The sequence below is a fragment of the Nocardia sp. NPDC101769 genome, from assembly GCF_044766925.1.
GTDB lineage: Bacteria > Actinomycetota > Actinomycetes > Mycobacteriales > Mycobacteriaceae > Nocardia.
Map to the genome: position 1 here is coordinate 82260 of NZ_JBIWMX010000007.1, position 24027 is coordinate 106286.

Below are 24027 nucleotides of genomic sequence, written 5' to 3' on the forward strand. Positions count from 1 at the left end.
TCACACGGCCGGAATACCGGCGAGATCTTCCCCCGGACCAACCTTTTCGAGTGTGATCGCAACTGCCCTGTGCGGTAACCGTTTAGGGAGAGATCGCGACCGGCCCGTAACAATTCCTGGACAACACGGCACCTTCTTCGGACCGGAATATGTTTGCGGCCATCTTCGGCATACGGGAGCATCTCAGGATGCTGGTGACGATTTCTTGTACGCGACCCGCGGGAGCCGAGTGGCCTGCCACCGACCTGGGGTACCTGCTGCACAAGAATCCTTCGCGCATACAGACTTTCGAGCAGTCCTACGGCGTCGCGCACGTGCTCTACCCGGAGGCCGGGGACGAGCGGTGCACGGTCGCGCTGATGCTGGAAATCGATCCGGTGCGATTGGTACGCGGAAAGTCGAGGGGCACACCTGAATTCAGCCTGAGTCAGTATGTAAACGATCGGCCGTATGCTGCGTCTTCCCTGCTTTCGGTGGCAATTTCGACGGTATTCGGCAGCGCCCTGCACGGCCGCTGCGCGCAGCGGCCGGAACTGGCCGAGACCGCGCTGCCGTTGCGTATCGAACTTCCGGCGGTGCCGTGCAAGGGCGGGGCGGAATACGCCGAGCGGGTCTTCGCACCCCTGGGCTGGGCCGTGACGGCCACTCCCCTCCCCCTGGATCCCGCCTTCCCGGACTGGGGCGACTCCCACTACCTGCGCCTCGAACTCACCGGAACCCTGCGGCTGGCCGAGGCCCTGTCCCACCTGTACGTGCTGTTGCCCGTCCTCGACGGCAGCAAGCACTACTGGCTCGACACCGCCGAGATCGACAAGCTGCTCCGCTTCGGCGAGGGCTGGCTCACCGATCACCCGGAACGCGAGTGGATCACCCGTCGCTACCTGACAAGGCGCCACACCCTTATCCGTACGGCCCTGGCGCGCCTGGCGGAGCTGGACGACGAGGAGCCAGAGGGGCTCGGCGCGATCGAAGAGGATTTCGACGAGGACGCCACCGACTCCGATCCGACGGCCAGCGCACTGCGCATCGGGGCCGAACCCGTCGCCGGCACAGCCGAATCCACTACCTCGAGCCCTGCGGGCGACCGCGATCCGAACGAACCCGAGCAGGCCGGAAGAAGTGCTGCCGAAGTGGGTTCCGATCAGTCCCCGGCGGACGCTCAGGGGTCTCGGGTCGACGCAGGCCTGTCCAACGGGGCGCGTGTCCCCTCCGCAGATTCGGCGGCCACGGAGCTGGTCCCGTCGATCTCCGACATCGCGCCGGGCGCAACAGATTCCCGTCGCACGGATGAGCACGGGCCCTCGCTGGCCGTCTTGCGGCGGGCGGCAGTGCATCACGCGCTGCTGGAGGTCGGGGCGCGCCGGGTGCTGGATCTCGGATGCGGGCAGGGCTCTTTGTTGCGAGAGCTGGTCGCGGACCGGTCCTTCAGCGAGATCGTGGGTATCGATGTGTCGATGCGGGAGTTGAAGATCGCGGCGCGGCGGCTGCGGCGGCTGCCCGAGTGGCAGTCGCGACGGGTGACTGTGCGGCAGGGGGCGCTCACGTATACCGATGCCTCGCTGCAGGGCTATGACGCGGCCGTGCTCATGGAGGTGATCGAGCATGTGGACGCGCCACGACTGAAGGCGTTGGAGCAGGCGGTGTTCGGAGCGGCGGCTCCGGGCGCGATTGTCGTGACCACGCCGAACAGCGAATACAACGTGCGCTACGAGGGGCTCGCGGCGGATGCTTTCCGGCATTCCGATCACCGATTCGAGTGGAGCCGGGCAGAATTCGCGGACTGGGCACACCGGGTCGGTGACTCGTACGGGTACGCCGTGCGATTCGAGCCGATCGGGCCCGAGGATGCGGAAGTGGGGGCGTCGACACAGATGGCTGTGTTCACCAAACGGGATGTGAAGAACGGCGACGGCGATGAGAGAGGAGCCGCGTAATGGCAGAGCTGTCCGTTCCGGTGCTGTCGCTGGTCGTGTTGATCGGCAGCAGCGGCTCCGGGAAATCCACGTTCGCGCACAAGCACTTCCGGTCGACGGCGGTGTTGTCGTCGGATGCCTACCGAGGGCTGGTGAGCGATGACGAGGCCGATCAGTCGGTGACGGCCGAGGCGTTCGAACTGCTGCACCACGTGGCGGGCGTGCGCCTGCGGCGCGGGCTGCGCACCGTCATCGATGCCACCAATGTGCAGCCCAAGGCACGGCAGGCGCTGGTGGAGCTGGCACGGGCGCACGACGTCCTGCCGGTGGCGATCGTGCTGGACGTGCCGGAAGCGGTGTGCGTGCAGCGCAATGCGCTGCGGGTGGATCGCGCGGATCTGGGACCGCATGTGGTGGGGCGCCACCAGCGCGATCTGCGGCGCTCGCTGAAGTTCCTGGAGCGCGAGGGCTTCCGCAAGGTGCACGTGCTGAAGGGCGTCGAGGAGATCGAGGCCGCCACCATCGCGGACGAGCGCCTGTGGAATGACAAGACCGATCTCACCGGGCCTTTCGATGTGATCGGTGACGTGCACGGCTGCCGGCGCGAGCTGGAGACGCTACTGGGCGAACTCGGCTATGTCATCGCCCGGGACGCGCAGGGGCGTGCCGTCGACGCGCGGCACGCCGGGGGTCGAACCGCGGTGTTCGTCGGCGATCTGGTGGATCGCGGGCCGGATACGCCCGGCGTGCTACGGCTGGCGATGGGCATGGTCGGATCCGGAAACGCCCTGTGCGTCACCGGAAACCACGAGTTCAAGCTGGTGCGCGCGCTCGACGGCCGTCGCGTCAAAATGGCGCACGGCCTGGCCGAGTCGCTCACCCAGCTGGAGGCGGAGGATACCGAATTCCGTAAGACCGCACAGGAATTCATGCGCGGCCTGGTCAGCCACTACGTGCTCGACGGCGGCAGACTGGTGGTCGCGCACGCCGGTCTGAAGGAGCAGTACCAGGGCCGCACCTCTGGCCGGGTGCGCGAGTTCGCCATGTACGGCGAATCCACCGGCGAGACCGACGAATACGGGCTGCCGGTGCGCTACCCGTGGGCCAACGACTACCGCGGCAAGGCGCTGGTGCTCTACGGCCACACGCCGATGACCGAACTGGTGTGGGTGAACAACACGCTGTGCCTGGACACCGGCGTGGTATTCGGCGGTCGCCTGACCGCGCTGCGCTATCCGGAACGGGAGCCGGTGTCGGTCCCGGCCGAACAGGTCTGGTTCGAGCCGGTGCGCCCGCTGGAGGCCGCCACCTTCGCCACCGGCGAGGCGGTGGTGCAGCGGGATCCGGGCGTACTGGACCTGGACGATGTGCTGGGCCGGCGGGTGGTGGAGACCCGCCATCTCGGCCGGGTCTCCGTGCAGGAGGACGCCGCGAGCGCCGCGCTCGAGGTGATGAGCCGTTTCGCCGTGGACCCGCGCTGGCTGGTGTACCTGCCGCCGACCATGTCGCCGTGCGCCACCTCCACCCTGGACGGCTATCTCGAGCACCCGGCCCAGGCCTTCGAGTACTACCGCTCCGAGGGCGTGGACACCGTGGTGTGCGAGGAGAAGCACATGGGTTCGCGTGCGGTCGTGGTGGTTTCGCGGTCGGCCACGGCGGCGCGCGACCGCTTCGGTGTCGAGGACGGCAGCACCGGCGCGGTGTACACCCGCACCGGCCGCCCGTTCTTCGACGATCCGGCGCGCGCCGAAGCGCTGCTGGCCCGGGTGCGGGCGGCGGCAGAAACCGCCGGGCTGTTCGAGGAACTGGGCACCGACTGGCTGCTGCTGGACACCGAGCTGCTGCCGTGGTCGGCCAAGGCGATGGGGCTGCTGCGCAACCAGTACGCCGCGGTCGGCGCGGCGGCCCGGGCCTCGCTCGGCCGGGCCGCCGAGGTGCTGGCGGCCGCGGTCGAACGGGGTTTGGACGCAGGCGATCTCGCCGCGCGCACGGGTGCGCGCCGGGCCGACGCCGACGCCTTCACCGCCGCCTACGGCCGCTACTGCTGGCCCACCGACGGCCTCGACGGCGTGCGCCTGGCCCCGTTTCAGCTGCTGGCTGCCGCTGGCGCGAATTACGCCGGGCACGACCACAACTGGCACCTGGAGCGCATCGACCGCCTGGTCGCCGCCGATCCGGCGTTCTTCACCCCGACCGGCCGCCGCCTGGTCGACCTCGCCTCCCCCGAGGCCGAGGCCGCCGCGCTGGCCTGGTGGACCGACCTCACCGCGGCCGGCGGCGAGGGCATGGTGGTGAAGCCGCTCGGCTCGCTGGTGTCCGGCACCGGCACCCGCAGCGGCCGGCCGGTGCAGCCGGGCGTGAAATGCCGTGGCCCGGAATACCTCCGGATCATCTACGGCCCGGAGTACCTGCGCCCCGACCAGCTGCACCGCCTGCGCTCCCGTGGCCTCGGCGGCAAGCGTTCCATGGCGCTGCGCGAGTACGCCCTGGGCCTGGAGGCCCTGGACCGCTTCGTGGCCCGGGAGCCGCTGTGGCGCGTCCACGAGGCGGTCTTCGCGATCCTGGCCCTGGAGACCGAGCCGATCGATCCTCGGCTGTAGCGCCCGGAAGGCTGTCCGGTTCAGCTCGGGGTGTCGGGGCGGACCAGGCCGGTGCGGTAGGCGATGACGACGAGCTGGGCCCGGTCGCGCGCATCGAGTTTGGTCATGGCGCGATTGACGTGGGTCTTGGCGGTGAGGGCGGTGATGAAGAGACGTTCGGCGATCTCGTCGTTGGACAGGCCCAGCGCGACCAGCGTGACCACCTCGCGTTCGCGCGGGGTGAGCGCCGCCAGTGCGGGCGGCGGCTCCCAGCGCACCGGGTCCGGCTGGGCCAGGAAGCGGCCGATCAGCGCCTTGGTCGCGGTGGGCGACAGCAGTGCGTCGCCGGCGACGACCGTGCGGATCGCGGCGAGCAGTTCGTCGGCGTTCATGCCCTTGCCGAGGAATCCGCTCGCCCCGGCGTGCAGGGCCTCGACGACGTGCTCCTCGTGCTCGAAGGTGGTGAGCACCAGCACCTTCACGCCGGCGAGGTCCTCGTCCGCACTGATCAGCCGGGTCGCGGCAAGGCCGTCGAGCTCCGGCATGCGAATGTCCATCAGCACGACGTCGGCCCGGTGGGTGCGGGCGAGTTCGACCGCTTCGCGGCCGGTGGCGGCCTCGCCGACCACCCGCATGTCCTCAGTGGAGTCGATGAGCATGCGGAAGGTGTCGCGCAGGAGAGCCTGGTCGTCGGCCAGCAGTACCCGAATGGTCATGACCCGCCCTTCCGGCCGTTGCGATGCGGCAGTTCGGCGTCCACACGGAAACCACCGTCCGGGCCCGGGCCCGCGTTGAGCGTGCCGCCCACGGCCTTCACGCGTTCCCGCATGCCGATCATCCCGTAGCCGGTGCCGGTGTCCGCGCGCAGGCGGCCGTCGTCCTCGACGGTGATCCGCACCCGGTCGGGTCGATAGTCCAGCCGCACCCGCGCGGTCCTCACCCCGGCGTGCTTGCGGGTATTGGTCAACGCCTCCTGAATGATTCGGTAGGCGGTGAGGTCGGTCAGCGAGGACAGCTCGAACGGCTCCCCGGAATGCTCGACGGTGACGTCGAGCCCTGCGTGCCGGAAGGACTCCACCAGCTCGGTCAGTTCCCGGAGGCCGGGTGAGGGGGCGCGCGAATGCCCCGAATCGTCTTCGGCGCGCAGCACTCCGACGGTCGCGCGGAGATCGTCGAGCGCGGTCCGGCTGGTGTCGCGAATGCGTTCCAGCGCCGCGTAGGCGTGGTCCGGATCGGTGCGCATCAGATGGTGCGCGACACTGGCCTGCGCGTTCACCAGCGTGATGTGGTGGGCGACCACGTCGTGCAGCTCCCGGGCGATCCGCAGGCGTTCCTCGGCGACGCGGCGGGCGGCCTCCGCTTCCCGGTCGCGTTCGGCGGTTTCGGCCCGTTCGAGGGCCGCGGCCAGCAGCTCCCGATGGCTGCGCATCGCATCACCGGCGGCGACGCCGAGCAGGGTCCAGGCGATCTGGGACAGCGCCTGGGGCAGATCCCCCGGACTCTGCTGCGAAATGAGGATGGCGGCGACCAGCGGCACCGCGGCACACACGCCGGCCAGCCAGGCGGTGCGCCGATCCATCCGGTTCGCCACCGTGAAGAGCGCGACGGCGGTGGCCGCGGGCGGCGGTGTGGAGTACGGAATCAACAGGTAGCGAGCGACTTCCACCAGCACGGTGGCGGCCACCACCGGGATCGGCCACCGGCTGCGGACCAGCAGTGGGACGCAGGTGAGCGCGAGCCCGCTGACCGCCCGGTCCATCGGGCTGTGCCGTAGATAGGCCATGCTCGCGGCCACCGGCGTGGCGACCAGGAAGCATCCGATCGCGACCGCGAGGTCGGCCGCCCACGGCCGGACTCGCAGCCAGCACCGCAGCCGGGCGATCATCCGCACGTCGTCAAGGTACCTACCCGCCGTGCGCATCGGCATTACCCGGCGCGATGACGCGGCCGCGGTATTCCCGCAGGGTGCGGGCACTGTTCCAGCCCAACGCCCCGACGACGCGGTCGCCGATGCGGTAGAGCGCGACGAATTTGCGCTCGCGGGGGTCTCCCGCGACGATCTCGGTCCGGGCGCCGATCGGACACCAGCCGTGGATCTGGATCTTGCTGTCGTAGTGGTCGGTCCAGCCGAAAGGGGTTGGCGCATAGGGTGTTTCCTGTCCCGACTCGGCGAGCAGATTGCGGGCAGCGGCCATGGCCTGCTCGCCGGCGTTGGTGCGCTGCTCGAACCGGACCCGCGCGCCGAGGCCCGGATGCGGCCAGTTGGCGACATCACCGGCGGCGTACACGCCCGGCGCGGCCCGGCAGTATTCGTCGCAGAGCACCCCGTCGCCGACCGGAACACCGGATCCGGCCAGCCAGTCGACGGCCGGCACCGAGCCGATGGCGACCACCACGACATCGGCTGCCAGCCGCGTCCCGTCGTCGAGCACCACGGCGGTGACCCGGCCATCCGCGCCCTCGATATCGGAGACCTTGCGGCCCATACGCATTCGCACGCCGTGGTCGCGGTGTGACGCGGCCACCAGGTCCGCGACCTCGGCACCGAACTGGCGGATCAGCGGGGCGGGCTCGGCATCCACGAGAGTGACGTCCGCCCCGAGTTCCCGTGCGGACGCGGCGATCTCACTGCCGAGGAAGCCGGCGCCGAGCACCACCACCCGTGGTCCGGCCGCCAGCTCCGCGCGCAGGGCGAGGGCGTCGTCGAGGGTCCGCAGCACGTGCATCCCGGCCAGGTCGTGACCGAAGGGCAGGTGGCGGGGTCGCAGGCCGGTCGCGATGATCAGGCCGTCGTAGCGCACCCGGTCGCCGTCGGCGAGGGCGACGGTGCGGGCATCGGTGTCCAGACCTGTTGCCCGGCAACCCGATCGCAGTTCGAGACCGAGCCCCTCGATCGCCGCGTCGTCGCGCAGCGCGATGTCCGGCGGCTGCCGGTCACCGGTGAGCAGCTGCTTCGACAGCGGCGGCCGATCGTAGGGCGCGTGGGTTTCCTCGCCGATCAGGGTGAGCGTGCCCGTGAAGCCCTCGCGCCGCAGGGCCTCGGCCGCGCTCAGACCGGCGGCCGAAGCGCCCACCACCACAAGGTGATCGAGGCCGGGCACTACTGCTCCACCCGGATGGCCAGGGCCGGGCAGCGCGCGGCGGCATCGAGTACCCGCGGCAGCAGCTCCTCGGCCGGGCTGGGATCGAGCAGGACGACGATGCCGTCCTCGTCGCGCTGGTCGAACACCTCCGGTGCGGCCACCACGCACTGACCGCCGCCACAGCACCTGTTCTCGTCGATGTCGATCTTCATGGAATATCCCCTCCCCTACCAGGTCACCGGTAGCTCGTGGACGCCGTAGACGACCATCTCGTCGCGCATCGGAACCGCGTCGAGCGGCACCGCGAGCCGCAGCTCCGGGAAGCGCTCGAACAGGGCGGTGAGCGCGATGCGCAGCTCCAGCCGGGCCAGCTGCTGCCCGATGCACTGATGGATGCCGAAGCCGAACGCCACGTGCGGCCGGTGCGGGCGCAGCAGGTCCAGGCTTTCCGGATCGTCGGGGAACAGCTCCGGGTCGCGGTTGGCCGCGGGCAGGTGCGCGACCACCGTGCTGCCCGCCGGGATCAGCTGCCCGCCCACCTCGACATCCTCCAAAGCCGTTCGGCGGATACCGAATTGGATGACACTCAGGAAGCGCAGCAGCTCCTCCACCACGGCGTCCGCATGCTCGGGCTCGGCGCGCAGCAGGGCCAGCTGGGCGGGATCGCGCAGCAGGCACAGGGTGCTCAGGGCGATCATGTTGGCCGTCGTCTCGTGTCCGGCGACCAGCAGCAGCACACCGACTCCCGCCAGCTCCTCATCGGTGAGGTCCCCGTCCCGGACCAGGGCGCTGAGAATGTCGTCGGCGGGCTCGGTCCGCTTCTGGACGGCGAGGCGGTGGATCAGCTGGTTCAGTTCCAGCTGGGCCTGCGCCACCTCCTCGGCGGGCGCGCCCAGCCGCAGCAGCGTGGCCGAATTGTGCTGGAACTCCTCACGATCGGCGTACGGCACCCCGAGCAGCTCGCAGATGACCAGTGAGGGAATCGGCAGCGCGAAGTCCTGCACGAGGTCGACCGGACCGGCGGCCGCCGCCATGGCGTCCAGGTGATCGGCGACGATCCGCTCCACCGCCGGAGCCAGCTCGCGCATGCGCCGCACGGTGAACTGGCCGGTGAGCATCTTGCGCAGGCGAGTGTGCTCCGGTGCGTCCATGAAGATGAACCAGCCCGGCGCGGGCGGCGGAATCTCTTGCGAGCCAAGGTGATTGCCGGTGACACCGCGGCGCCGTGAACTGAAACGCGGGTCCGACAGCACGGCCCGCACGTCGGCGTATCGCGTGATCAACCAGCCGTCGATGCCGTCCGGCAGGGTGACATGCGCGACCGGATCCTGCTCGCGCAATTCCCGGTACTCCCCCGACGGGCTGAACGGGCAGGTCCGGACCACGGGCTGGCTCCCGGCGAGCTGGGTATGGGTCATCGACGTCCTCTCCGAACGGTGGCGATCCGCTGGTTCGCGGTTACAACCACCCTGCCGCCGGGACCGGGTGGCCGTCGTCGTCCGGACGTGGACATTCGGCATACCGCGAACGCGGTATGCCGGGCTACACGCCGTTGAGGTGCTCGCGCAGGCGATCGAGGTAGGGGCGCTGGCCCTTGCCGAGTTTCTCGTGGGCGGTGTCGAGATCGAACCAGCCGACCCGGTCGATTTCGGGAAATTCAGCGATTCGCCCGGAGCGTGGCGGCCATTCCATTTCGAACGTGCCCGGCACCACCTGTTCGGGATCCAGGTCACCCTCGACGGCCCACACCGTGACCTGCTTCTTGCTGCTTCCGCTGCCGTACTGCACGTCGCCGAGCGGAATCCATTCGCCGTCGGGCACGGGCAGGCCGAGTTCCTCGCCGAATTCGCGGCGGGCGGCGTCCCGGGGCTGCTCCTCGGTGGGCTCGTACTCGCCCTTGGGGATGGACCAGGCGGCGCCGTCCTTCTTCGCCCACAGCGGTCCGCCCATGTGCCCGATCAGCACTTCGAGGCCGGTGGTGCGGCGGTACAGCAGGACTCCGGCGCTGAATCTGAGGCTCATGGCAAGGAGTTTGCCGAATCGGCACGCGGGCGCGCACCTCGGGCGCTACTGTGGGCGACACTGCGGCAATCCGGACGTCAGGGATAATTTCCCGATAGCGGACGAATTATTACCGTCCGCTGTCTTGCGCCCGAAACCTATTCGGCAGCATCGAATTCCATTAAGCTCCTGGGTTCGGATCGGCCCACACCTGATGACGGATTGGATACCGCATGGAGTGCCGCAACGCCTGCGCGACTGCCACCCTGGTGATCGGCGCACTCATGACCCAGGCCACCGCACTATCGGTGGCAACCGGCCCGGCGAACGCCGAGCCCGCCGCCCCCCTGGTGTACTCGGCCAAGCTGGTGGACAAGACCGTCGTCACCACCCTCAAGGGCGGCACCTTCGAGCTGTCGCAGGCGGCCAAGGATTCCACTCCGGCGGCCCCCGATTCGGACCCGTCGGCCAGGCCCGCCGACGTGGTGAACGTGAAGGACGCCGATGGCAAGGTGCTGCTCACACTGCCGCTGGAATTCCATCTGGGACCCGTCGATATTCCGGTGAAGCCCGAGGTGCAGAAGGACGGCACCGTGCTGGCCCTCACCCCGGACAAGCCGGCCGGGGTGTCACTGTCGCAGCCGCTGGTCGTGAAACCGGTTGCCTCGCAGGCGGAGAACGACCACGCGCTGAGCTACTTCACCACCCAGTTCAGCCTGGCCACCACCATCGGCACCTTCGTCGGCACCGCCATCGGCGCGACCGTCGGCTGCATCGTCACCCTGGTGGCGGGCTGCGTCCCGGGCCTGACCACCGGCGCCACCGCGGGCGGCATCATCGGCACCATCGCCTTGGGTGGCCCGACCCTCATCGCCTCGGGCATCGATCTGCTGTCCACCATGCAGGCCCCCGATGGCACCACCAGGTGGGCGGACAAGACCACGACCCCGGATCCCGCGCCGCAGCCTGCAGCTGCGCCGCCCGCGGAACAGCCTGCGCAGCCGAGTAACTGACGCGCCGGGCCGGAACCGGACGCCGGCTCAGACCTGCGGAATCGGCACCCGCCAGACCAGTGTGGTGCCGTGCCCGTCGGGTCCCGGCCCGAGTTCGAGCATGCCGGCGAGATCCGTGGCACGTTCGGCGACTTTGCGCAGCCCGCCCCGCCGGGGCGCGTCACCCACGCCGACACCGTTGTCCGACACCGAGATTCGCAGTTCGCCCCGGGCGGCGGTGACGTTCACGTCGATGCGGGTGGCATCGGCGTGGCGCGCCACATTGGACAGTGACTCGCGCAGCACGGCCAGCGCCTGCCGCCCGGTCTCCGGCGGCACCACGGTATCGAGGGGACCGTCCTGCCGCAGGCTCGGCGCGTAGCCGAGGTGGCGGGCAGCGGTGGACACCAATTCGGTGATTTCGCTGCGCAATCCGCCCTGCCCGCCGGTGGCCGGAGGCAGCGAGAAGATGGTGGCGCGAATGTCCCGGATGGTGTCGTCCAGGTCGGCCGCCACACGTGCGAGCCGCTCCCCGATCTCGGGCGCTGGGTTCATCCGGAGCGCGCCCTGCAGGGCCCGGCCCGAGGCGTCGATGCGCTGGATCACGGATTCGTGCAGTTCGCGGGCGATGCGATCACGGTCCTCCATGACGGCGATCTTCGCCGAGTCCTGCCGGCGGCGTTCGGTGTCGCGCTCCACCTGGTCGTACATGCGCACATTGACGATCTTCACCGCCGCGATGACGGCCAGCGCCTCGATGATCCGCTCGTCCTCGTCGCTGAACGCTCCCCCGCGTTTGTTCGCCAGGTACAGGTCGCCGAGAACCGTGCCGCGATAGCGCACAGCCACCCCGAGGAAGCTGCGCATGGGCGGATGCCCGGCGGGCCAGCCCTCGAAAGCAGGGCTCTTGGTGAGGTCGGCCAGCCGGACCGGATGCTCACCGGACAGCACCGCGCCGAGCACGCCCCGGCCGTGCGGCCAGTGCCCGATCCGGCGAATCGTCTCCTCGTCCACACCGACCGGGACGAATTGCGCCAGCTGCCGTTCACCGCTCTCGTTATTGGGTTCGAGCAAACCCAGTGCGCCATATTGGGCACCGACCAGCCGGACCGCCGCGGTCACCAGCTGCCGCAGCACCAGATCCACATCCAGGTCCGAGACCACCGTGTATACGGCCTCGACCAGATCGTGTAGGCGTTCTCGCGAGGCCGTCAGTTCACGCAGCTCGTCCGGTACGACAACCCACAGCTCATCGGACATGCGGCACAGGCTACCTACCAGCAATCTCAAAGCACTTGTCTCCGGGGGATGGTGTCGCCGACGGAGTTGTCGAACATGCCGCTGACTCCAGCATCGAGGCGAAGCTCCCGGAGCCGTCCCCGAGAGCTTCTCTTGCCTGATCCAGCAAACTTGTCGCGGTCGGCGATTCGGCCGGTGGGGTTGCCCTCGCCCAGTGACGGTGGACTCGCAAGATCAGGTCGAGCGGACCTCTTCCGTGACGCTCGAACGAGTGGTGTTCTGGATATGGGTCACCGACCCCGGTCTTCAGGACCGGAGCGGATCATTCAAGTGTCAAGGAAGGCGCTATGACCACGATCCATCTCCATCAGACGACCACCGCGACGCCTGAGCAATTCCTGGCCGGCCTCACCGACTTCGGGCCGGGCCGGGAGGAACTCTTCGGCAACAGTGCAGACAATTACCTCGAGGTGCATCACGAAGGCCCCCACGACGCTGATGTCACGGAGGGCTCGGGCGGCATCTGGGAACGCCTGCACTACGACTGGAGCGACCCCCATCACGTGGTGATGACGACCACCGACTCCAACCTGTGGGGTGGCGCCTCGGGCCACATCTACACTCTCACGCAGCTGCCCACGGGTATGACCGATGTGGACGCCGTCGTGGTCCGCGACGGCAAGAACCTCAGGGGACGGCTACTCGCGGTAGTGCTCGGACTCTTCGGCACCCGCGTCTTGGGAAAGTCGTTCAAGAAGTCCGTCGAGGCCATCGAAGCTCGCAGCGGCGGCGCGAGTGGAAAGAACACGCAGACTGGCGAAGTGTGAACCGAGAGGCCGTCTGATCGTTCCGCTCGGACCTGCGAGGAACGCGACCGGGCCGTTCGTCGCGGAAGGCGGAAACAGGGTTCGCGGACAACAACTTTCGACGATTCCGCCCGCGGGAAGAACGCCCGCGAGCGTCGAGGCGTCGCTGGGCCACCCGGGTTCGAGCATCATGTTGCGGCCCATATCCGGGAGGAAGTGACATCTCTGCTTCTACGGTTCGAACACCAGCAGCGGTTTGCCGCCGTGCGCGGGAGCTTCGGCCGAATAGACAGCTTCGCTGAACTTTTCGACGAGAATCGGCCGGCCCTCCGGCACCCGCAACGCGCCGCTCTCGGCGAGCTGAAGTGTCCGGTCGATCGCTGCGGCCATCCGATCCTTCGGGGTCTCGGCGAACCAGCGGAACAGCCAGAACCCCCGAACGGTCTTGGTTTCGTAGATCAGCGAGCGCGCGAAGACGGGGATGGTGAGTTTGTCGGGATCGGTCTGGCGGTGCGTGGACAGCGCACCGAAGACGACCAGCTCACCGTGCGGTGCCAGCGCACGCGACACGTCCGCACCCACCTGACCGCTGACACAGTCGATCGCCTTGGACACGCCGTCGTGGCCTGCTATGTCGGCCACCCGTTCGCGCAGGTCCTCATCCTCCGTACAGATCACCGCGGTGCCGCCCAACGCGAGGATGTCCTCGACAGCGGATCGACGGCGGACCACGTTGAGGGTCTTGAAGCCGACGTGCACGCCGAGCTGGATGACCGACCGGCCCACGGTTGAACCGGCCGCCGTCTGCAAGAGCCATTCACCCGGTCGAACATCGAGTTCATCACCGGTCAAGATCACGGCGGTGAGCGGATTGCTGAGAATCTGGGCGGCCGTCGAATTGCTCATGCCGACGGGAACAGGCAAGACCCGCTCGGCATCGGCAACGACATACTCCTGCCACGTTCCCCTGACTCCCACCGTGATGACGCGTTGCCCGACGGTCGGACCGTCTGTGCCGCTACCGAGTTCGTCGATCACACCAACGGATTCGATTCCGGGTACGGTGGGGAACTCCGGGGAGAATCCGTATCTGCCGCGGACGATATGCAGGTCGCTGGCGTGAACGGGTGCCGCTGCCACCCGGATCCGGACCTCGCCGGGACCGGGCTCCGGAATGGGACGGGTCCGCAGGTGCAGAACCTCGGACGGGTCGCCTACCGTGTCGGCGACAACAGACTGCATGGTTCTCATCTTCCTGACGCTCCTTCGGTCGGATCCAGGTCCCACGGCGGTTCGACGTGCGTAGCGTCGGCCCCGCCCCACGACGGCGAAGATTCGGAACAGCGCGGCCCAATTCCAGCCCTGCCGGCCTCCAATGCTGCCACTGCGGCGGGGTTGTTGGGTCTGCCTCCCTTGAAGTGACGGATCGGCCTACGGGACGTTGTAGAACGATTCGACGTTCTCGTGCAGTTTCATGTACATCGGAGGGGCCTCCCATTCCGAGCGAGGCAGTTCCGGCATGATCACGAGACCACCTGGAGTCGAACGAATTTTCGATACCGGGTGGCGTCCGACAGGTTCACGATTCAAGACCCTGGGCTGCGCCGTCACGATCGATTGGCTACCGAGCTCAGGGGTCGCGCGCAATCCACGTGCAACAGGTCTCGGCCATACGCGGGCAGAATCGATCAGCGATAGTCGAGTCCGATTGTGCCGGAGGACGACAGAGCCCCGACCCGGGGCGAAGCGCTCGAAAGTTGGTCGGGGCAACAGGATTCGAACCCGCGACCCTCCGCTCCCGAAGCGGTGCCGGGTAGGCGGGAGGCGGTGTCGAGATATTCGGCGACCCTGGGGAATTCGGTGCGCCGGCGTGGTTCGTCACCGAACAGGGCGACCATTTCGGCTCGGCGTGGCGCGGCGAACGCCAGGTCCGTCATCTGACGATTCCGGGGCCGCCGGATCGGATTCCGGGGCACGTAGCGCGATTCGGTGCCTAAACCCGCAGACCGTTGATCAAGGCCAGGACCGCGGGTTCGGTTTGGGCGCGGGCGGTTTCGGGGTCGTCGGCGTTGGCGATGAACATGGCGGCCTCGCCGAGGGCGGAGAGGATCATCAGGGCCAGGGGGCGGATGTCGAGGTCGGCGCGCAGGATGCCGGCCTGGACGCCGGATTCGAGGCCCGCGACGACCAGACCCAGGCCGTACTTCTCGTCGACCGCGCGCCACTCCTGCCAGCCGAGCACAGACGGTGCGTCGATGAGAGTGATGCGGACGCGTTCGGGGTCGACGCAGGAGAGCAGGAAGTTGTGCAGTCCGGCTTCGAGAACGGCCAAGGTGTCCGTCGGCGGCGCCTCGGCCATGGTCTCGGCGACCTGCTGGAGGATCTCCTGCTGCACCTGCTCGTAGACGGCGCGGAACAGGTCCTTCTTGTCCTTGAACTGGTGATACAGCGCGCCGCGGGAGCTGCCGGCGCGCTCCACGATCTCGGGGGTGCTGACCGCCGCGTAGCCGCGTTCGGCGAAGAGTTCGCGCGCGGCGGCCATCAGATTCGCGCGGGTCGACTCGGATCGTTCGGCTTGCCTGATCATCGACACCTTTCTGGCTCGGTGCCTGGATCGTAACGCGAAACCATTGAAAACAGGCAGCCTGTTTGTTAGTTTGAAATCCTCTTCACCGTCACTGCTCCTAGAGGAGTCATCCAGATGACGCACACCATCTCCCCCGAATCCCGCGCCGCCTGGCGCGATCCCGCCCTCGGCACCCGCCGCGAGCTCGCACTGCCGCACGGCACGCTGAACGTCTTCGACAGCGGCAGCGGCGATCCCGTCGTCTTCGTGCACGGGCTGCTGGTCAATGCCAACCTGTGGCGCCGGGTCGTTCCGGCGCTCGCCAGCGAATTCCGCTGCGTGGCAATCGATCTGCCCTTCGGGTCCCACACCACCGCCATGCCCGGCGCCGACCTGAGCGCCCCCGGCCTGGCCCAGCTGGTCATCCAGGCCATCGAGGAGCTCGACCTCGGGCCGGTCACCCTGGTGGGCAACGACTCCGGCGGCGCGGTGAGCCAGCTGGTCGTGGCCGCCCGCCCGGACCTCGTCGCTCGCTTGGTGCTGACCTCCTGCGACGCCTACGAGAACTTCCCGCCGCCATTCTTCGATTACATCGGCCTGGCCGCACGCACCCCGGGAGCGCTCACCTCGCTGGCCCTGAGTCTGCGCATCCGGGCCGTTCGCCGCCTGCCCATCGCCTACGGCTGGCTGACCCGTGGCCCGATCGACCACGCGGTCAGCGACTCGTACGCCCTGCCGGTCGGTACCAAGGCCATCCGCGAGGACGTCCGCCGCGCCATCGGCGGTCTCGACAGCCAGTACACTCTCGCCGCCGCAAAGACTTTCGCCGATTTCAAGAAGCCGGTGCTACTGGCCTGGTCGGCCGGCGACCGCTTCTTCCCGGACCGCTACGCCGAGCGCCTGGCCGCCGAATTCCCCGACGCCCGCATCGAATGGATCCACGATTCGCGCACCTTCTCCCCCGAGGATCAGCCCGAACAGCTGACCAGCGCGATCCGCGTCTTCCTGGACGCGACCCGCGCCGAAACCCGGCACTGATTCCGGCCCTGAGGCATCAGAAGTCGCTGTCGAATCCGTCGAAGCCGCCGAAATTGCCGTAGTCGCCGAAGTCCTGGCCGCCCAGGTCGACCCCGGGGTCGTAGCCACCCTGGTCATAGCCGCCCTGATCGTAGCCGGGGTCGCCGGCGCTCTGGTCGTAGCCGCCGTCGGCATATCCGCCGTCGGCGGCGTCCAGCCCGGCCTGATAGCCGTCGCCGTAACCGCTTTCGAAGGCGGCCGAGTCGTACCCGACCCCGGACATGCCGCTGAAGAGGGCATTGAACAGGACCGCCGAGCCGACGCCCCAGGCACCGGCGACCAGGGCGGTCTTCCACCACGGCTCGGAGTACCAACCGGCCGGAACGGGACGGCCGGCGACGCGACCACCCGGGTAATAGTTCGGAGTCGAGGCCGACGGCGTGGGCGAGGCCGCGATGCGCCGCCCGTCGTATTCGATCGCGCGGTCCTCGGTGACCCGGCCGGCACTACGCTGGCCGTCGAGTTCCGGAACGGCCGGACCGGGGTCCATGCCCATGGCCGACCGCGCGGCCCCCGCGTAGTAAAGCCCTTCGAGCGCTGTCTCTTTCGCGAGCCGAGCCTGCGCGGGCGTGGTGGCCTGCTCGATCTGAGAGCCCGCGGCATTGAACCGCTCCCCCGCATCGGCGAGGGCCTGCTTCGACGCGTCGTCCGTGCCGACAAGGTTGTAGACCTGCCCGCCGAGGCGCTCGATCACCCGGCGCGCATCGGCCTTTGCATCCTCGAGCTGGGTGTTGGAACGCGAGCGCTGCGCGCGGTTGACCGCCACCACAGCCAGCAGGACAACCACCATGACAATGAGCAGAACGACGACCGTAGACACGCGACCAGCCTACGCGGCAGAATTCGCCGAACCGTTGCTAAATACTGTGAGCGGCCCGAAGCCCCGGGCTATCCAGCTACCGCCGCAAAACGCACGTTGTGGCGACCTGGATCAACCTCCTCTTCGTCTAGCTCCGACACCGCGAACTGACGTTTGCCCGCCGTTTTCGCCGAATACATGGCCCGGTCGGCGCTGCGCAGCAGATCCGAGAAGTCACACTCCCGTCCGGGCGGACAGAACGCCGTGCCCACACTCGCCGAGGCCGGGACCGGACCGGCCGCCGTGGGCACCGGCTCACACAGCGTGGCCAGCACCCGCATGGCCAGCTCGCCCAGGGTATTGCGGCGGGCAGGCAATGCGACCACGAATTCGTCGCCGCCGTAGCGTGAGATCACCGTGTCGGGCGGGCAGGTCGAGCGCAGACGCTGAGCGATGGTGACCAGCACCTCGTCGCCGACCGTGTGGCCGTAGGTGTCGTTGATCACCTTGAAGTCGTCCAGGTCGATGAGCAGCAGACCCACCCCACGCGCCGGATCGGTGGACATCACCCGCACCCGTTCCTGCAGCAGTGAGCGATTGGCCAGATCGGTGAGAGCGTCGTGCGTGGCCTCGTGCCGCAGCCGGGTCTGCAGTGCCGCGATCTCCTGCACCCGCACCGACACCGCCTCCGAGAGACTGCGTTCCTGCTGGGCGAGGGCGCGCTGCTGCAGCGCCTCGGCGTAGGCATCGATGGCCTGGCTGGCGATGAACGACCAGCGGGTGGCGATCAGAGAACCGCGCACGCCCGGCGAGAGCCCCAGCAGCGCACGGCTGGCGGGAGCGAGCATGCGGGTGCGGTCGAACGGCGATTCGGCCAGACTGCGGCCGATGCGGCGGGCGGCCTGCACCGGAAACGGTTCGGTCCCGGCCAATTCCAGCAGATCGTTGATGATCCGGCCGAAGATGCGCTCGAGTTCATCGGAGGGAACCGCGGGCGACTGGCCCAGCGCGGCGCTGCTCGCGCCGGGGTGCACTGCCCGCACCCATTCGCGGATGGTCACCGCCACAATGGCGGAGGTTCGGGTGTCGAGACGGATGGACATACGCGCTCACCCGACGCACGAGATGCCAGGACCGGGCACCACGCCGGTCACGCCCTTCGGATCGAACTCACTACCACGCGGTCGGCCACACCAGTGGTGCATGCTCACCGCCCCCTTTCCAGATACCCCCGTCCGGACAAAAAGGATCCTAGCAAGCCACCCGACATCGAAAACCCCTGATTCAGAACAGGTTCCCGCTGCCTCGCGAATGGCGATCGGATGTGTCATCGCTGGTGAGGCCCCGGTGTTACACCCTATTTCGGCATGTTTTCGGCGACTCGCCGAACGACCCGTTTCACCGGCCGCGACGTGCGGCAACGGCACCTGATTGGCATTCCAGCAGTGAGGTTCGGTACAGTGCTCAACGCAGACGGCATCCATGGATGCGGTCACTGCGGGTGTAGTTCAATGGTAGAACCTCAGCCTTCCAAGCTGATGGTGCGGGTTCGATTCCCGTCACCCGCTCTTTCCCGTTCAGCGGGAGCGTCGAGTCCGACGCGCAACGGGGTGTAGCGCAGCTTGGTAGCGCATCCGCTTTGGGAGCGGAGGGTCGCAGGTTCAAATCCTGTCACCCCGACCATCTTTCGATTCGTACCACCCGGATGTCACCGCTCACCGCGGGCAATGTCCATGCGGCGCAGCGCGTTACGGCCACCGCGCCGGGAGTGGTCAGCGCCTCGATGCCCGCCGGAATGCGTTCACCGGTGATCAATCCGCGGTTCTGCCGCGTCCGGCCTCCGTCCCGGGTGAACGGACAGCCCCTGCTGATCAACCCGCGGCATCGTCTGGCCCGGCGGCGAACTCCCGATCACGCGCCGCGCGATCGGCGGGCGACACTATCGCATCGCATCCGCCGGATCCGCCCGAAAATGGGATTCCGGTAACCGGATGTTGTGCCTCCGTTTGCGCTGTGTTATCGATTTACAGTGCTGGTCGACCACAAGATGAACGTTTCCAGCTCGGTGCTGTCCGGCACCGGGACTCGTTCTCGGCTCATCCCGGCCGCCGGGCTGGGCGTGGCGGTGGTGTTGCTGACCGTCGCGCAGGTATGGGCGTCGGCACACGGGGTGATGGGCCCGCTCCGCAGCCTGATCGACGACTACTTCGCGAACCCCCAGTCGGCGGCGGTGTCGTGGGCCGGACTAGGGCTGGCGTGCATCGGGGTGCCCACCCGGGTCCGAGTCGTCAGCCTGGTAGCCGCCGCGGTGCTGGACCTGCTGACCTTGGGCCTGCAAGCGGTCTGTGGCTGGCACATATCGATCGGCACCGGTCCGACGCTGGCCCTGACCGCCCTGACCGTGGTCGTGCTCCGCTGGGAGGGCGAGCGTCGTCGAACTGCCCTGCAGGCCATCGCCTTCGGCGTGCTGTTGGTCATGGCCTCCAAACTCGCCGACACCTGGCTGATGGTCAGCATCGTCGCCGGACCCCGTGTGCTCGACCAGTACGTCCAGCTGGCCGACCGGGCGCTGGGCGAACCGGCCTGGCTGGTCGGGCGCGCGCTCGAGGCCCTGGGCCCGGTGCCCTCGCACGTGCTGCACGTGGTCTACATCCAATTGCCGGTGGCGGCCGTGGTGGTCGCGGTCTGGCAGCTGCGCCATGTCTCGACGAGCGCGTGGCCGCGGCACCACCTGGTGCGAACCTTCCTGGTACTGGGCGTGATCGGCCCGCTCGGCTATGTGCTGTTCCCCGTCGTCGGCCCGGTCTTCGCCTACGGCCCGCTCGGCCACGGCCTGGAGATCGGCGACTGGCCGCAGGTCTGGCCCACGCTGACCCACGATCCGCAGCCGATGCTCTTCGACTCCGAGACCGCCCGCAACTGCATGCCCTCCATGCACACCGCCTGGGCCACGGCCCTGTTCATCCACTCCCGCACCGCGCCGCGCTGGCTGCGCTGGGCCGGCGCCTTCTGGCTGGTGTGCACGCTGCTCGCGACGCTGGGCTTCGGCTACCACTACGGCAGCGATCTGGTGGCGGGCGCGGTGCTGTGCCTGACGGTGGAGTCGGCGTTGCGCGATCCGGAGCGCGGCTGGGACGTGTACCGCGCCCGGATCGTGTCGCTCGGCACGGCGGCCCTCGCCGGTTTGCTGCTGTCCTATCGGTTCCTGGCCGCAACCATGGCGGAGTATCCGATACCGGCCGGGCTCGTCGTGCTGGGCGCGCTGGCCACCGTATCCTTCGTCTTCTACGCGACCTGGTTCGCGCGGCCGGGCAGCCGGTTGGCGGACTGGGGCGGCCGGTCCCCGGCCGACGGATTTGCCACCGATTAACCGTTCCCCCAATGAAATCCGGACATCTTACGCACCAGCCGAAAGGGTTACTGTCTCCCTGATGATCACTACGCGGGCGGGGCAACGTAACTTGCTGCGCTATCTGAAGTCGGAGGGCCGCCCGGGCCTGCCCCGCATTCCGATCGTGATCGGAATCCTGGTGTCAGTGGCGATCACGGCGATCTTCTCCGCCATGCACGGCTTCCTCGACCTGCAGGTGTACCGGGTCGACACCCGGGGCTGGCTGGAGCACGGCACCCTGTACGGCCCGACCCTGCCGGTGGCGGGCCACACCGACCTGCCCTTCACCTACCCGCCGTCCGCGGCGGTGCTGATGATCCCGCTCGCCATCATGCCGCTCTGGCTGGCCGAACTCATGGTGACCGCCAGTTCGCTGGCCTGTCTGGGCATCACGATCTGGCTGGTGCTCTCCCGCGTCCGCCCGGATCTGGACCCGCGCACCAAACTCACGCTGAGCGTGACCGCGGTCGTGCTCATGCTGGCCGTCGAACCCGTCCGCACCACGCTGTGGTTCGGGCAGATCAACCTCGTTCTCATGGCCGCCGTGGCCCTCGACTGCCTGACCGAGAAGCCCCGCTGGCCGCGGGGTGTCCTGATCGGTGTCGCCGCGGTCACCAAACTGACACCCGCCGCCTTCGTCCTGTACTTCCTCATCCGCCGCGACTGGAAGGCCGCGGGCACGGCCACTGCCACTGCGGCGGGCGTGATCGGCGCCGGATTCGTGCTGTTCCCGAGGGAATCGCGCGACTACTGGCTGCACGCGATCGCCGACACCAACCGCATCGGCTCCCCCGACTACGTCGGCAACCAGTCCCTCAAGGGCATGGTCTTCCGCCTCGGCCTGTCGAATCCCGCCGCCACCGCGGTCTGGCTGGGCCTGGCCGTGGTGGCGGTCTGCGCGGGCGCCGCCCTGATGCACCATCTGGTCGGACTCGAACGCCGCACGGCGGACTCGTCCGGTCCGGCGAGCCCGGTGACCATCCTCTCGGTAACCGCACTGCTCGTGAATGCCGCGGTCCTGCTGCTGATCTCGCCGGTGTCCTGGACCCATCACTGGGTCTGGGCGGCGCCTGCCCTGATCACCGCCGCGGCCTGGACCACCACGAATCCACGTGTCGCGCCGTTCGCGATGACCAGCGCCTTCACGCTGTTCTTCCTGATCGGCCCGGGCATCGTCCCCAATGGCAAACATCAGGAACTCGCGTGGTCGTGGTGGCAGCACATCCCGGGCGACATCTACATCATCGCCACCGCGGCCCTGCTCGCCGTCGGTGTCGGGCAGCTGCTCAGGCTCCGGGCCCGCGCTGTCCTCGGCCGGACCCCGTAGCCGCAGCTATCCGGCCTCCGGTGCCGGCACCGCGGTCAGATGCATGAACGAGACCGCGAACCGGCCGGATTCGGGCACCATGCACAGCAGGGTGTCGCCCGGCTTGATCATGCCCTCGGTCATCATCTCGTCGAGGATGACGAAAATGGACGCGCTGCCGATGTTCCCGACCCGGGTCAGGTTGCTGAACCACATCTCGGGGCGGCCTGCCCAGATGCCGCGGCGCTCGAGCTCGTCCAGCAGGATGGTCTTCATCCGTTCGCTCGAGTAGTGCGCGGGGAACCACGTCACCTGCTCGGGATCGAATTTGCCCATGCCGCAGAGGCGTTCGTACTCGTCCACGCCGACCCGCACCAGGTGCGGCAGCATGGTGAGCCGCTGCCGCAAATGCAGCGCGCCGTCGGCGGCGGCGTCCGCGGTGGCCGGATAGTCCATCCAGCTCTTGACGACAGTGCTGTCGCCGGTGCCGATGAACATGCACGTCTTCTCGGTATTGGCGTACGAGGTCAGCGTGATCCAGTCGATGCGCAGGCTGATCCCCGAGGCCGCGGGCGCGTCCTGGATGACCGCCGCGCCGGCGCCATCGGAGAGCATGTAGCGCAGGAAGGCCGCCTCCATGGGGATCACCCCGCGGTCGGAATCGAGCTCCTCGTACCGGGAGCTCTTCAGGCCGCGCGAGGCGAGTTCGCTGGCGACGGTGACCGCTGTACGCTTCTCGCCGATAGCCACCTGGAGGTAGGCGTTCTTCAACGCCATCATCCCGGAGCTGCAGATGCCCTGCGCGGTAGCGATTTCCAGCGGACCGTAGCCCAGCTCACCGTGCACCATACTGGCGAACCCGGGAGCGATCACATCCCCGACCGTGGTCGCGGCCGTGAGCAGCTCGATGTCGTCGCCGCCCAGTCCGGCGCGTTCGACCGCGGTGCGCACGGCCTCGGCCGCCATTTCCGCGTTCGAGACGACCGTCTGCTGCTTCTTGTCGATCGCGTAGTAGCGCGTCTTGATACCGCAGTTATCCAGGGTCCGGTCCCGCAGTGCGGACGACGCGCGGCCCACGGACCCGAGATAATCCTCGATCTCGTTGTTGGGCACCGGATCTCCCGGAAGGAATCGGCCGGTGGCCGTGATGTACGCGCTCATGCTGGAACTCCGATAACCCGCTGGAAAACTCTACGAACAGCACTGTACACAGATAGCCATCGGGCTGAAATACTCATATTTCAATACGGACTCCGGCATGAGCCTGGAACCGCCCCGACATGCCGCCGCTACACCGCACGAAGTCAGGCAGGCCGACAGCTCAGGCACCAGAACAGGTTTCGCGCGTCGAGCACCGAATACAGGTCCGCAGCACCACGTCGGCGGCACAGGTCATAGCGCGGCGTCGGAGACGCTTGTTCAGCATGAGTGTCCAGATTCGCCGCTGGCTCAGGGCCGCAGGGTCGCGGTGGCGATGTCGAGGAATTCACGGAGGAGCTTGTCGGGGTGGTCCGAGGCGACGACCAGGCAGGTTTCGGCGCCGGGGGCGTCGGTGACGGGGCGGTGGACGAGGTCGGGTCGGACGTAGGCGCGGACGACGCTGAGCGGGATCAGGGCCAGGCCGTGGCCGGAGGCGATCAGCTCGAACTTTTCTTCCAGTGAGGCGGTGCGGCGTTTCGGTGCGTCCAGCATTCGCTCGCCGTCGAGGTCGGCCAGGGTGAGTTCCCGACGCGATGCCAGCGGATGGACGGCGGGCATGCAGGCGACCCTGGGGTCGTGGCCGACGGGGATGGCGCGCAGTCCGGATTCGTTGAAAGGTCTTCGGAGGTAACCGATCTGGGCTCGGCCGTCCCGTAATGGCGCGTCCGGCTCCCACCAGCGTGCGGGCACGACATCGGTTTCGACCTCCGGGTGGCGTGTCGCGAATTCCCGGATCGCCTCCGAGACGTACAGTCCGGTCGAGAAGGCGACCACCAGGCGTCGCACGCCGCTGTCGGCATCGCGTACGCGCCGCACCGCCGCGTCGACGGCGGCGAGAATCCCCTGCGCCTCGTCGTAGAGCTGTTTTCCGGCGGCGGTCAGCTCCACGGTGCGGGTGGTCCGCACGAGCAGGGCGCAATCCAATTCCTGCTCGAAGGCTTTGATCTGACGGCTCAGCACGGGCTGGGCGATGTAGAGGCTTTCCGCCGCCCGGCCGAAGTGCCGGTGCTCGGCCACCGTCGCGAAGTAGCGGAGCTTGCGCAGATCCAGATCCATACCCTCACGGTATCAATCT

Annotated in this window: 21 protein-coding genes and 2 tRNA genes; 9 read left to right on the forward strand and 14 right to left on the reverse strand. The window is 68.4% G+C overall.

Features of this window, described 5'->3' with window-relative positions:
- Positions 1-188 precede the first annotated feature (188 nt).
- Positions 189-1934: a 3' terminal RNA ribose 2'-O-methyltransferase Hen1 gene (locus ACIRRA_RS14100; protein WP_402767305.1), complete on the forward strand. Its 1746-nt coding sequence runs from the start codon at positions 189-191 to the stop codon at positions 1932-1934.
- Positions 1934-4513, forward strand: a complete 2580-nt coding sequence (locus ACIRRA_RS14105) for a polynucleotide kinase-phosphatase (protein ID WP_402767307.1) — start codon at positions 1934-1936, stop codon at positions 4511-4513. The genes ACIRRA_RS14100 and ACIRRA_RS14105 overlap by 1 nt, the downstream gene beginning before the upstream one ends.
- A 20-nt stretch (positions 4514-4533) precedes the next feature.
- Here the strand turns inward: ACIRRA_RS14105 and ACIRRA_RS14110 are convergent, their stop codons facing one another.
- From ACIRRA_RS14110 to ACIRRA_RS14135, 6 genes are all read right to left on the reverse strand, one after another.
- On the reverse strand, positions 4534-5208 hold the full coding sequence (locus tag ACIRRA_RS14110) for a response regulator (RefSeq protein WP_402767309.1): 675 nt from the start codon (positions 5206-5208) through the stop codon (positions 4534-4536).
- On the reverse strand, positions 5205-6377 hold the full coding sequence (locus ACIRRA_RS14115; RefSeq protein WP_402767631.1) for a sensor histidine kinase: 1173 nt from the start codon (positions 6375-6377) through the stop codon (positions 5205-5207). Before ACIRRA_RS14115 ends, ACIRRA_RS14110 begins: the two co-directional genes overlap by 4 nt.
- A 19-nt stretch (positions 6378-6396) precedes the next feature.
- The gene (locus ACIRRA_RS14120; RefSeq protein WP_402767311.1) at positions 6397-7593 is read right to left on the reverse strand and encodes an NAD(P)/FAD-dependent oxidoreductase; all 1197 of its coding nucleotides are present in this window, start codon (positions 7591-7593) and stop codon (positions 6397-6399) included.
- Positions 7593-7787: a ferredoxin gene (locus ACIRRA_RS14125; protein ID WP_357006108.1), complete on the reverse strand. Its 195-nt coding sequence runs from the start codon at positions 7785-7787 to the stop codon at positions 7593-7595. The genes ACIRRA_RS14120 and ACIRRA_RS14125 overlap by 1 nt, the downstream gene beginning before the upstream one ends.
- Positions 7788-7802: 15 nt before the next feature.
- On the reverse strand, positions 7803-8993 hold the full coding sequence (locus ACIRRA_RS14130) for a cytochrome P450 (RefSeq protein WP_402767313.1): 1191 nt from the start codon (positions 8991-8993) through the stop codon (positions 7803-7805).
- Positions 8994-9117: 124 nt separating this feature from the next.
- Positions 9118-9597, reverse strand: coding sequence for an NUDIX domain-containing protein (locus ACIRRA_RS14135; protein ID WP_402767315.1), 480 nt, complete (start codon positions 9595-9597; stop codon positions 9118-9120).
- Between the two features lie 212 nt (positions 9598-9809).
- Here ACIRRA_RS14135 and ACIRRA_RS14140 point away from each other — a divergent pair, with 212 nt between their 5' ends.
- The gene (locus tag ACIRRA_RS14140; RefSeq protein WP_402767317.1) at positions 9810-10589 is read left to right on the forward strand and encodes a hypothetical protein; all 780 of its coding nucleotides are present in this window, start codon (positions 9810-9812) and stop codon (positions 10587-10589) included.
- A gap of 27 nt (positions 10590-10616) precedes the next feature.
- Here ACIRRA_RS14140 and ACIRRA_RS14145 read toward each other — a convergent pair whose 3' ends face one another.
- Complete coding sequence (locus ACIRRA_RS14145) at positions 10617-11828, reverse strand: GAF domain-containing protein (RefSeq protein WP_402767319.1); 1212 nt, start codon at positions 11826-11828, stop codon at positions 10617-10619.
- 326 nt (positions 11829-12154) lie between these two features.
- Here ACIRRA_RS14145 and ACIRRA_RS14150 point away from each other — a divergent pair, with 326 nt between their 5' ends.
- Positions 12155-12634, forward strand: a complete 480-nt coding sequence (locus ACIRRA_RS14150) for a hypothetical protein (RefSeq protein ID WP_402767321.1) — start codon at positions 12155-12157, stop codon at positions 12632-12634.
- Positions 12635-12844: 210 nt separating this feature from the next.
- Here the strand turns inward: ACIRRA_RS14150 and ACIRRA_RS14155 are convergent, their stop codons facing one another.
- Together ACIRRA_RS14155 and ACIRRA_RS14160 are read right to left on the reverse strand one after the other, a co-directional pair.
- Complete coding sequence (locus ACIRRA_RS14155) at positions 12845-13864, reverse strand: zinc-dependent alcohol dehydrogenase family protein (protein WP_402767323.1); 1020 nt, start codon at positions 13862-13864, stop codon at positions 12845-12847.
- Positions 13865-14606: 742 nt separating this feature from the next.
- Complete coding sequence (locus tag ACIRRA_RS14160; RefSeq protein WP_402767325.1) at positions 14607-15200, reverse strand: TetR/AcrR family transcriptional regulator; 594 nt, start codon at positions 15198-15200, stop codon at positions 14607-14609.
- Between the two features lie 114 nt (positions 15201-15314).
- Between ACIRRA_RS14160 and ACIRRA_RS14165 the strand changes: the two genes are divergently transcribed.
- Entirely contained in the window at positions 15315-16217 is a 903-nt protein-coding gene (locus ACIRRA_RS14165; RefSeq protein WP_402767327.1) for an alpha/beta fold hydrolase, read from the forward strand.
- Positions 16218-16233: 16 nt separating this feature from the next.
- On the opposite strand, the gene ACIRRA_RS14170 is transcribed toward ACIRRA_RS14165, so the two are convergent.
- Positions 16234-17076 carry a DUF1542 domain-containing protein gene (locus ACIRRA_RS14170; protein WP_402767329.1) on the reverse strand — a complete coding sequence of 281 codons (843 nt, stop codon included), beginning with the start codon at positions 17074-17076 and terminating at the stop codon, positions 16234-16236.
- A 68-nt stretch (positions 17077-17144) separates the two neighbouring features.
- Positions 17145-18158: a diguanylate cyclase domain-containing protein gene (locus ACIRRA_RS14175; protein WP_402767331.1), complete on the reverse strand. Its 1014-nt coding sequence runs from the start codon at positions 18156-18158 to the stop codon at positions 17145-17147.
- Between the two features lie 394 nt (positions 18159-18552).
- Between ACIRRA_RS14175 and ACIRRA_RS14180 the strand changes: the two genes are divergently transcribed.
- Together ACIRRA_RS14180 and ACIRRA_RS14185 are read left to right on the forward strand one after the other, a co-directional pair.
- Positions 18553-18623 (forward strand) — tRNA-Gly (locus ACIRRA_RS14180).
- Positions 18624-18661: 38 nt separating this feature from the next.
- A tRNA-Pro gene (locus ACIRRA_RS14185) sits at positions 18662-18738 on the forward strand.
- Here the strand turns inward: ACIRRA_RS14185 and ACIRRA_RS14190 are convergent.
- Positions 18727-18870 carry a hypothetical protein gene (locus ACIRRA_RS14190; protein ID WP_402767332.1) on the reverse strand — a complete coding sequence of 48 codons (144 nt, stop codon included), beginning with the start codon at positions 18868-18870 and terminating at the stop codon, positions 18727-18729. The two genes, ACIRRA_RS14185 and ACIRRA_RS14190, sit on opposite strands and share 12 nt — an antisense overlap.
- Before the next feature lie 232 nt (positions 18871-19102).
- Between ACIRRA_RS14190 and ACIRRA_RS14195 the strand changes: the two genes are divergently transcribed.
- Both ACIRRA_RS14195 and ACIRRA_RS14200 read left to right on the forward strand, forming a co-directional pair.
- Positions 19103-20425: a phosphatase PAP2 family protein gene (locus ACIRRA_RS14195; protein WP_402767633.1), complete on the forward strand. Its 1323-nt coding sequence runs from the start codon at positions 19103-19105 to the stop codon at positions 20423-20425.
- A gap of 61 nt (positions 20426-20486) precedes the next feature.
- Positions 20487-21773, forward strand: a complete 1287-nt coding sequence (locus ACIRRA_RS14200; RefSeq protein WP_402767334.1) for a glycosyltransferase family 87 protein — start codon at positions 20487-20489, stop codon at positions 21771-21773.
- 6 nt (positions 21774-21779) lie between these two features.
- Here ACIRRA_RS14200 and ACIRRA_RS14205 read toward each other — a convergent pair whose 3' ends face one another.
- Together ACIRRA_RS14205 and ACIRRA_RS14210 are read right to left on the reverse strand one after the other, a co-directional pair.
- Positions 21780-22913 carry a 3-oxoacyl-[acyl-carrier-protein] synthase III C-terminal domain-containing protein gene (locus tag ACIRRA_RS14205; protein WP_402767336.1) on the reverse strand — a complete coding sequence of 378 codons (1134 nt, stop codon included), beginning with the start codon at positions 22911-22913 and terminating at the stop codon, positions 21780-21782.
- 288 nt (positions 22914-23201) lie between these two features.
- Positions 23202-24008: a LysR family transcriptional regulator gene (locus tag ACIRRA_RS14210; RefSeq protein WP_402767338.1), complete on the reverse strand. Its 807-nt coding sequence runs from the start codon at positions 24006-24008 to the stop codon at positions 23202-23204.
- Between the last annotated feature and the right edge of the window lie 19 nt (positions 24009-24027).

Coding starts and splice junctions, on each gene's coding strand:
- ACIRRA_RS14110 (WP_402767309.1), bottom strand. CDS start 5,208: ATGACCATTCGGGTACTGCTGGCCGACGACCAGGCTCTCCTGCGCGAC.
- ACIRRA_RS14100 (WP_402767305.1), top strand. CDS start 189: ATGCTGGTGACGATTTCTTGTACGCGACCCGCGGGAGCCGAGTGGCCT.
- ACIRRA_RS14175 (WP_402767331.1), bottom strand. CDS start 18,158: ATGTCCATCCGTCTCGACACCCGAACCTCCGCCATTGTGGCGGTGACC.
- ACIRRA_RS14210 (WP_402767338.1), bottom strand. CDS start 24,008: ATGGATCTGGATCTGCGCAAGCTCCGCTACTTCGCGACGGTGGCCGAG.
- ACIRRA_RS14150 (WP_402767321.1), top strand. CDS start 12,155: ATGACCACGATCCATCTCCATCAGACGACCACCGCGACGCCTGAGCAA.
- ACIRRA_RS14115 (WP_402767631.1), bottom strand. CDS start 6,377: ATGATCGCCCGGCTGCGGTGCTGGCTGCGAGTCCGGCCGTGGGCGGCC.
- ACIRRA_RS14125 (WP_357006108.1), bottom strand. CDS start 7,787: ATGAAGATCGACATCGACGAGAACAGGTGCTGTGGCGGCGGTCAGTGC.
- ACIRRA_RS14200 (WP_402767334.1), top strand. CDS start 20,487: ATGATCACTACGCGGGCGGGGCAACGTAACTTGCTGCGCTATCTGAAG.
- ACIRRA_RS14160 (WP_402767325.1), bottom strand. CDS start 15,200: ATGATCAGGCAAGCCGAACGATCCGAGTCGACCCGCGCGAATCTGATG.
- ACIRRA_RS14130 (WP_402767313.1), bottom strand. CDS start 8,993: ATGACCCATACCCAGCTCGCCGGGAGCCAGCCCGTGGTCCGGACCTGC.
- ACIRRA_RS14105 (WP_402767307.1), top strand. CDS start 1,934: ATGGCAGAGCTGTCCGTTCCGGTGCTGTCGCTGGTCGTGTTGATCGGC.
- ACIRRA_RS14195 (WP_402767633.1), top strand. CDS start 19,103: ATGAACGTTTCCAGCTCGGTGCTGTCCGGCACCGGGACTCGTTCTCGG.
- ACIRRA_RS14165 (WP_402767327.1), top strand. CDS start 15,315: ATGACGCACACCATCTCCCCCGAATCCCGCGCCGCCTGGCGCGATCCC.
- ACIRRA_RS14140 (WP_402767317.1), top strand. CDS start 9,810: ATGGAGTGCCGCAACGCCTGCGCGACTGCCACCCTGGTGATCGGCGCA.
- ACIRRA_RS14155 (WP_402767323.1), bottom strand. CDS start 13,864: ATGAGAACCATGCAGTCTGTTGTCGCCGACACGGTAGGCGACCCGTCC.
- ACIRRA_RS14145 (WP_402767319.1), bottom strand. CDS start 11,828: ATGTCCGATGAGCTGTGGGTTGTCGTACCGGACGAGCTGCGTGAACTG.
- ACIRRA_RS14205 (WP_402767336.1), bottom strand. CDS start 22,913: ATGAGCGCGTACATCACGGCCACCGGCCGATTCCTTCCGGGAGATCCG.
- ACIRRA_RS14135 (WP_402767315.1), bottom strand. CDS start 9,597: ATGAGCCTCAGATTCAGCGCCGGAGTCCTGCTGTACCGCCGCACCACC.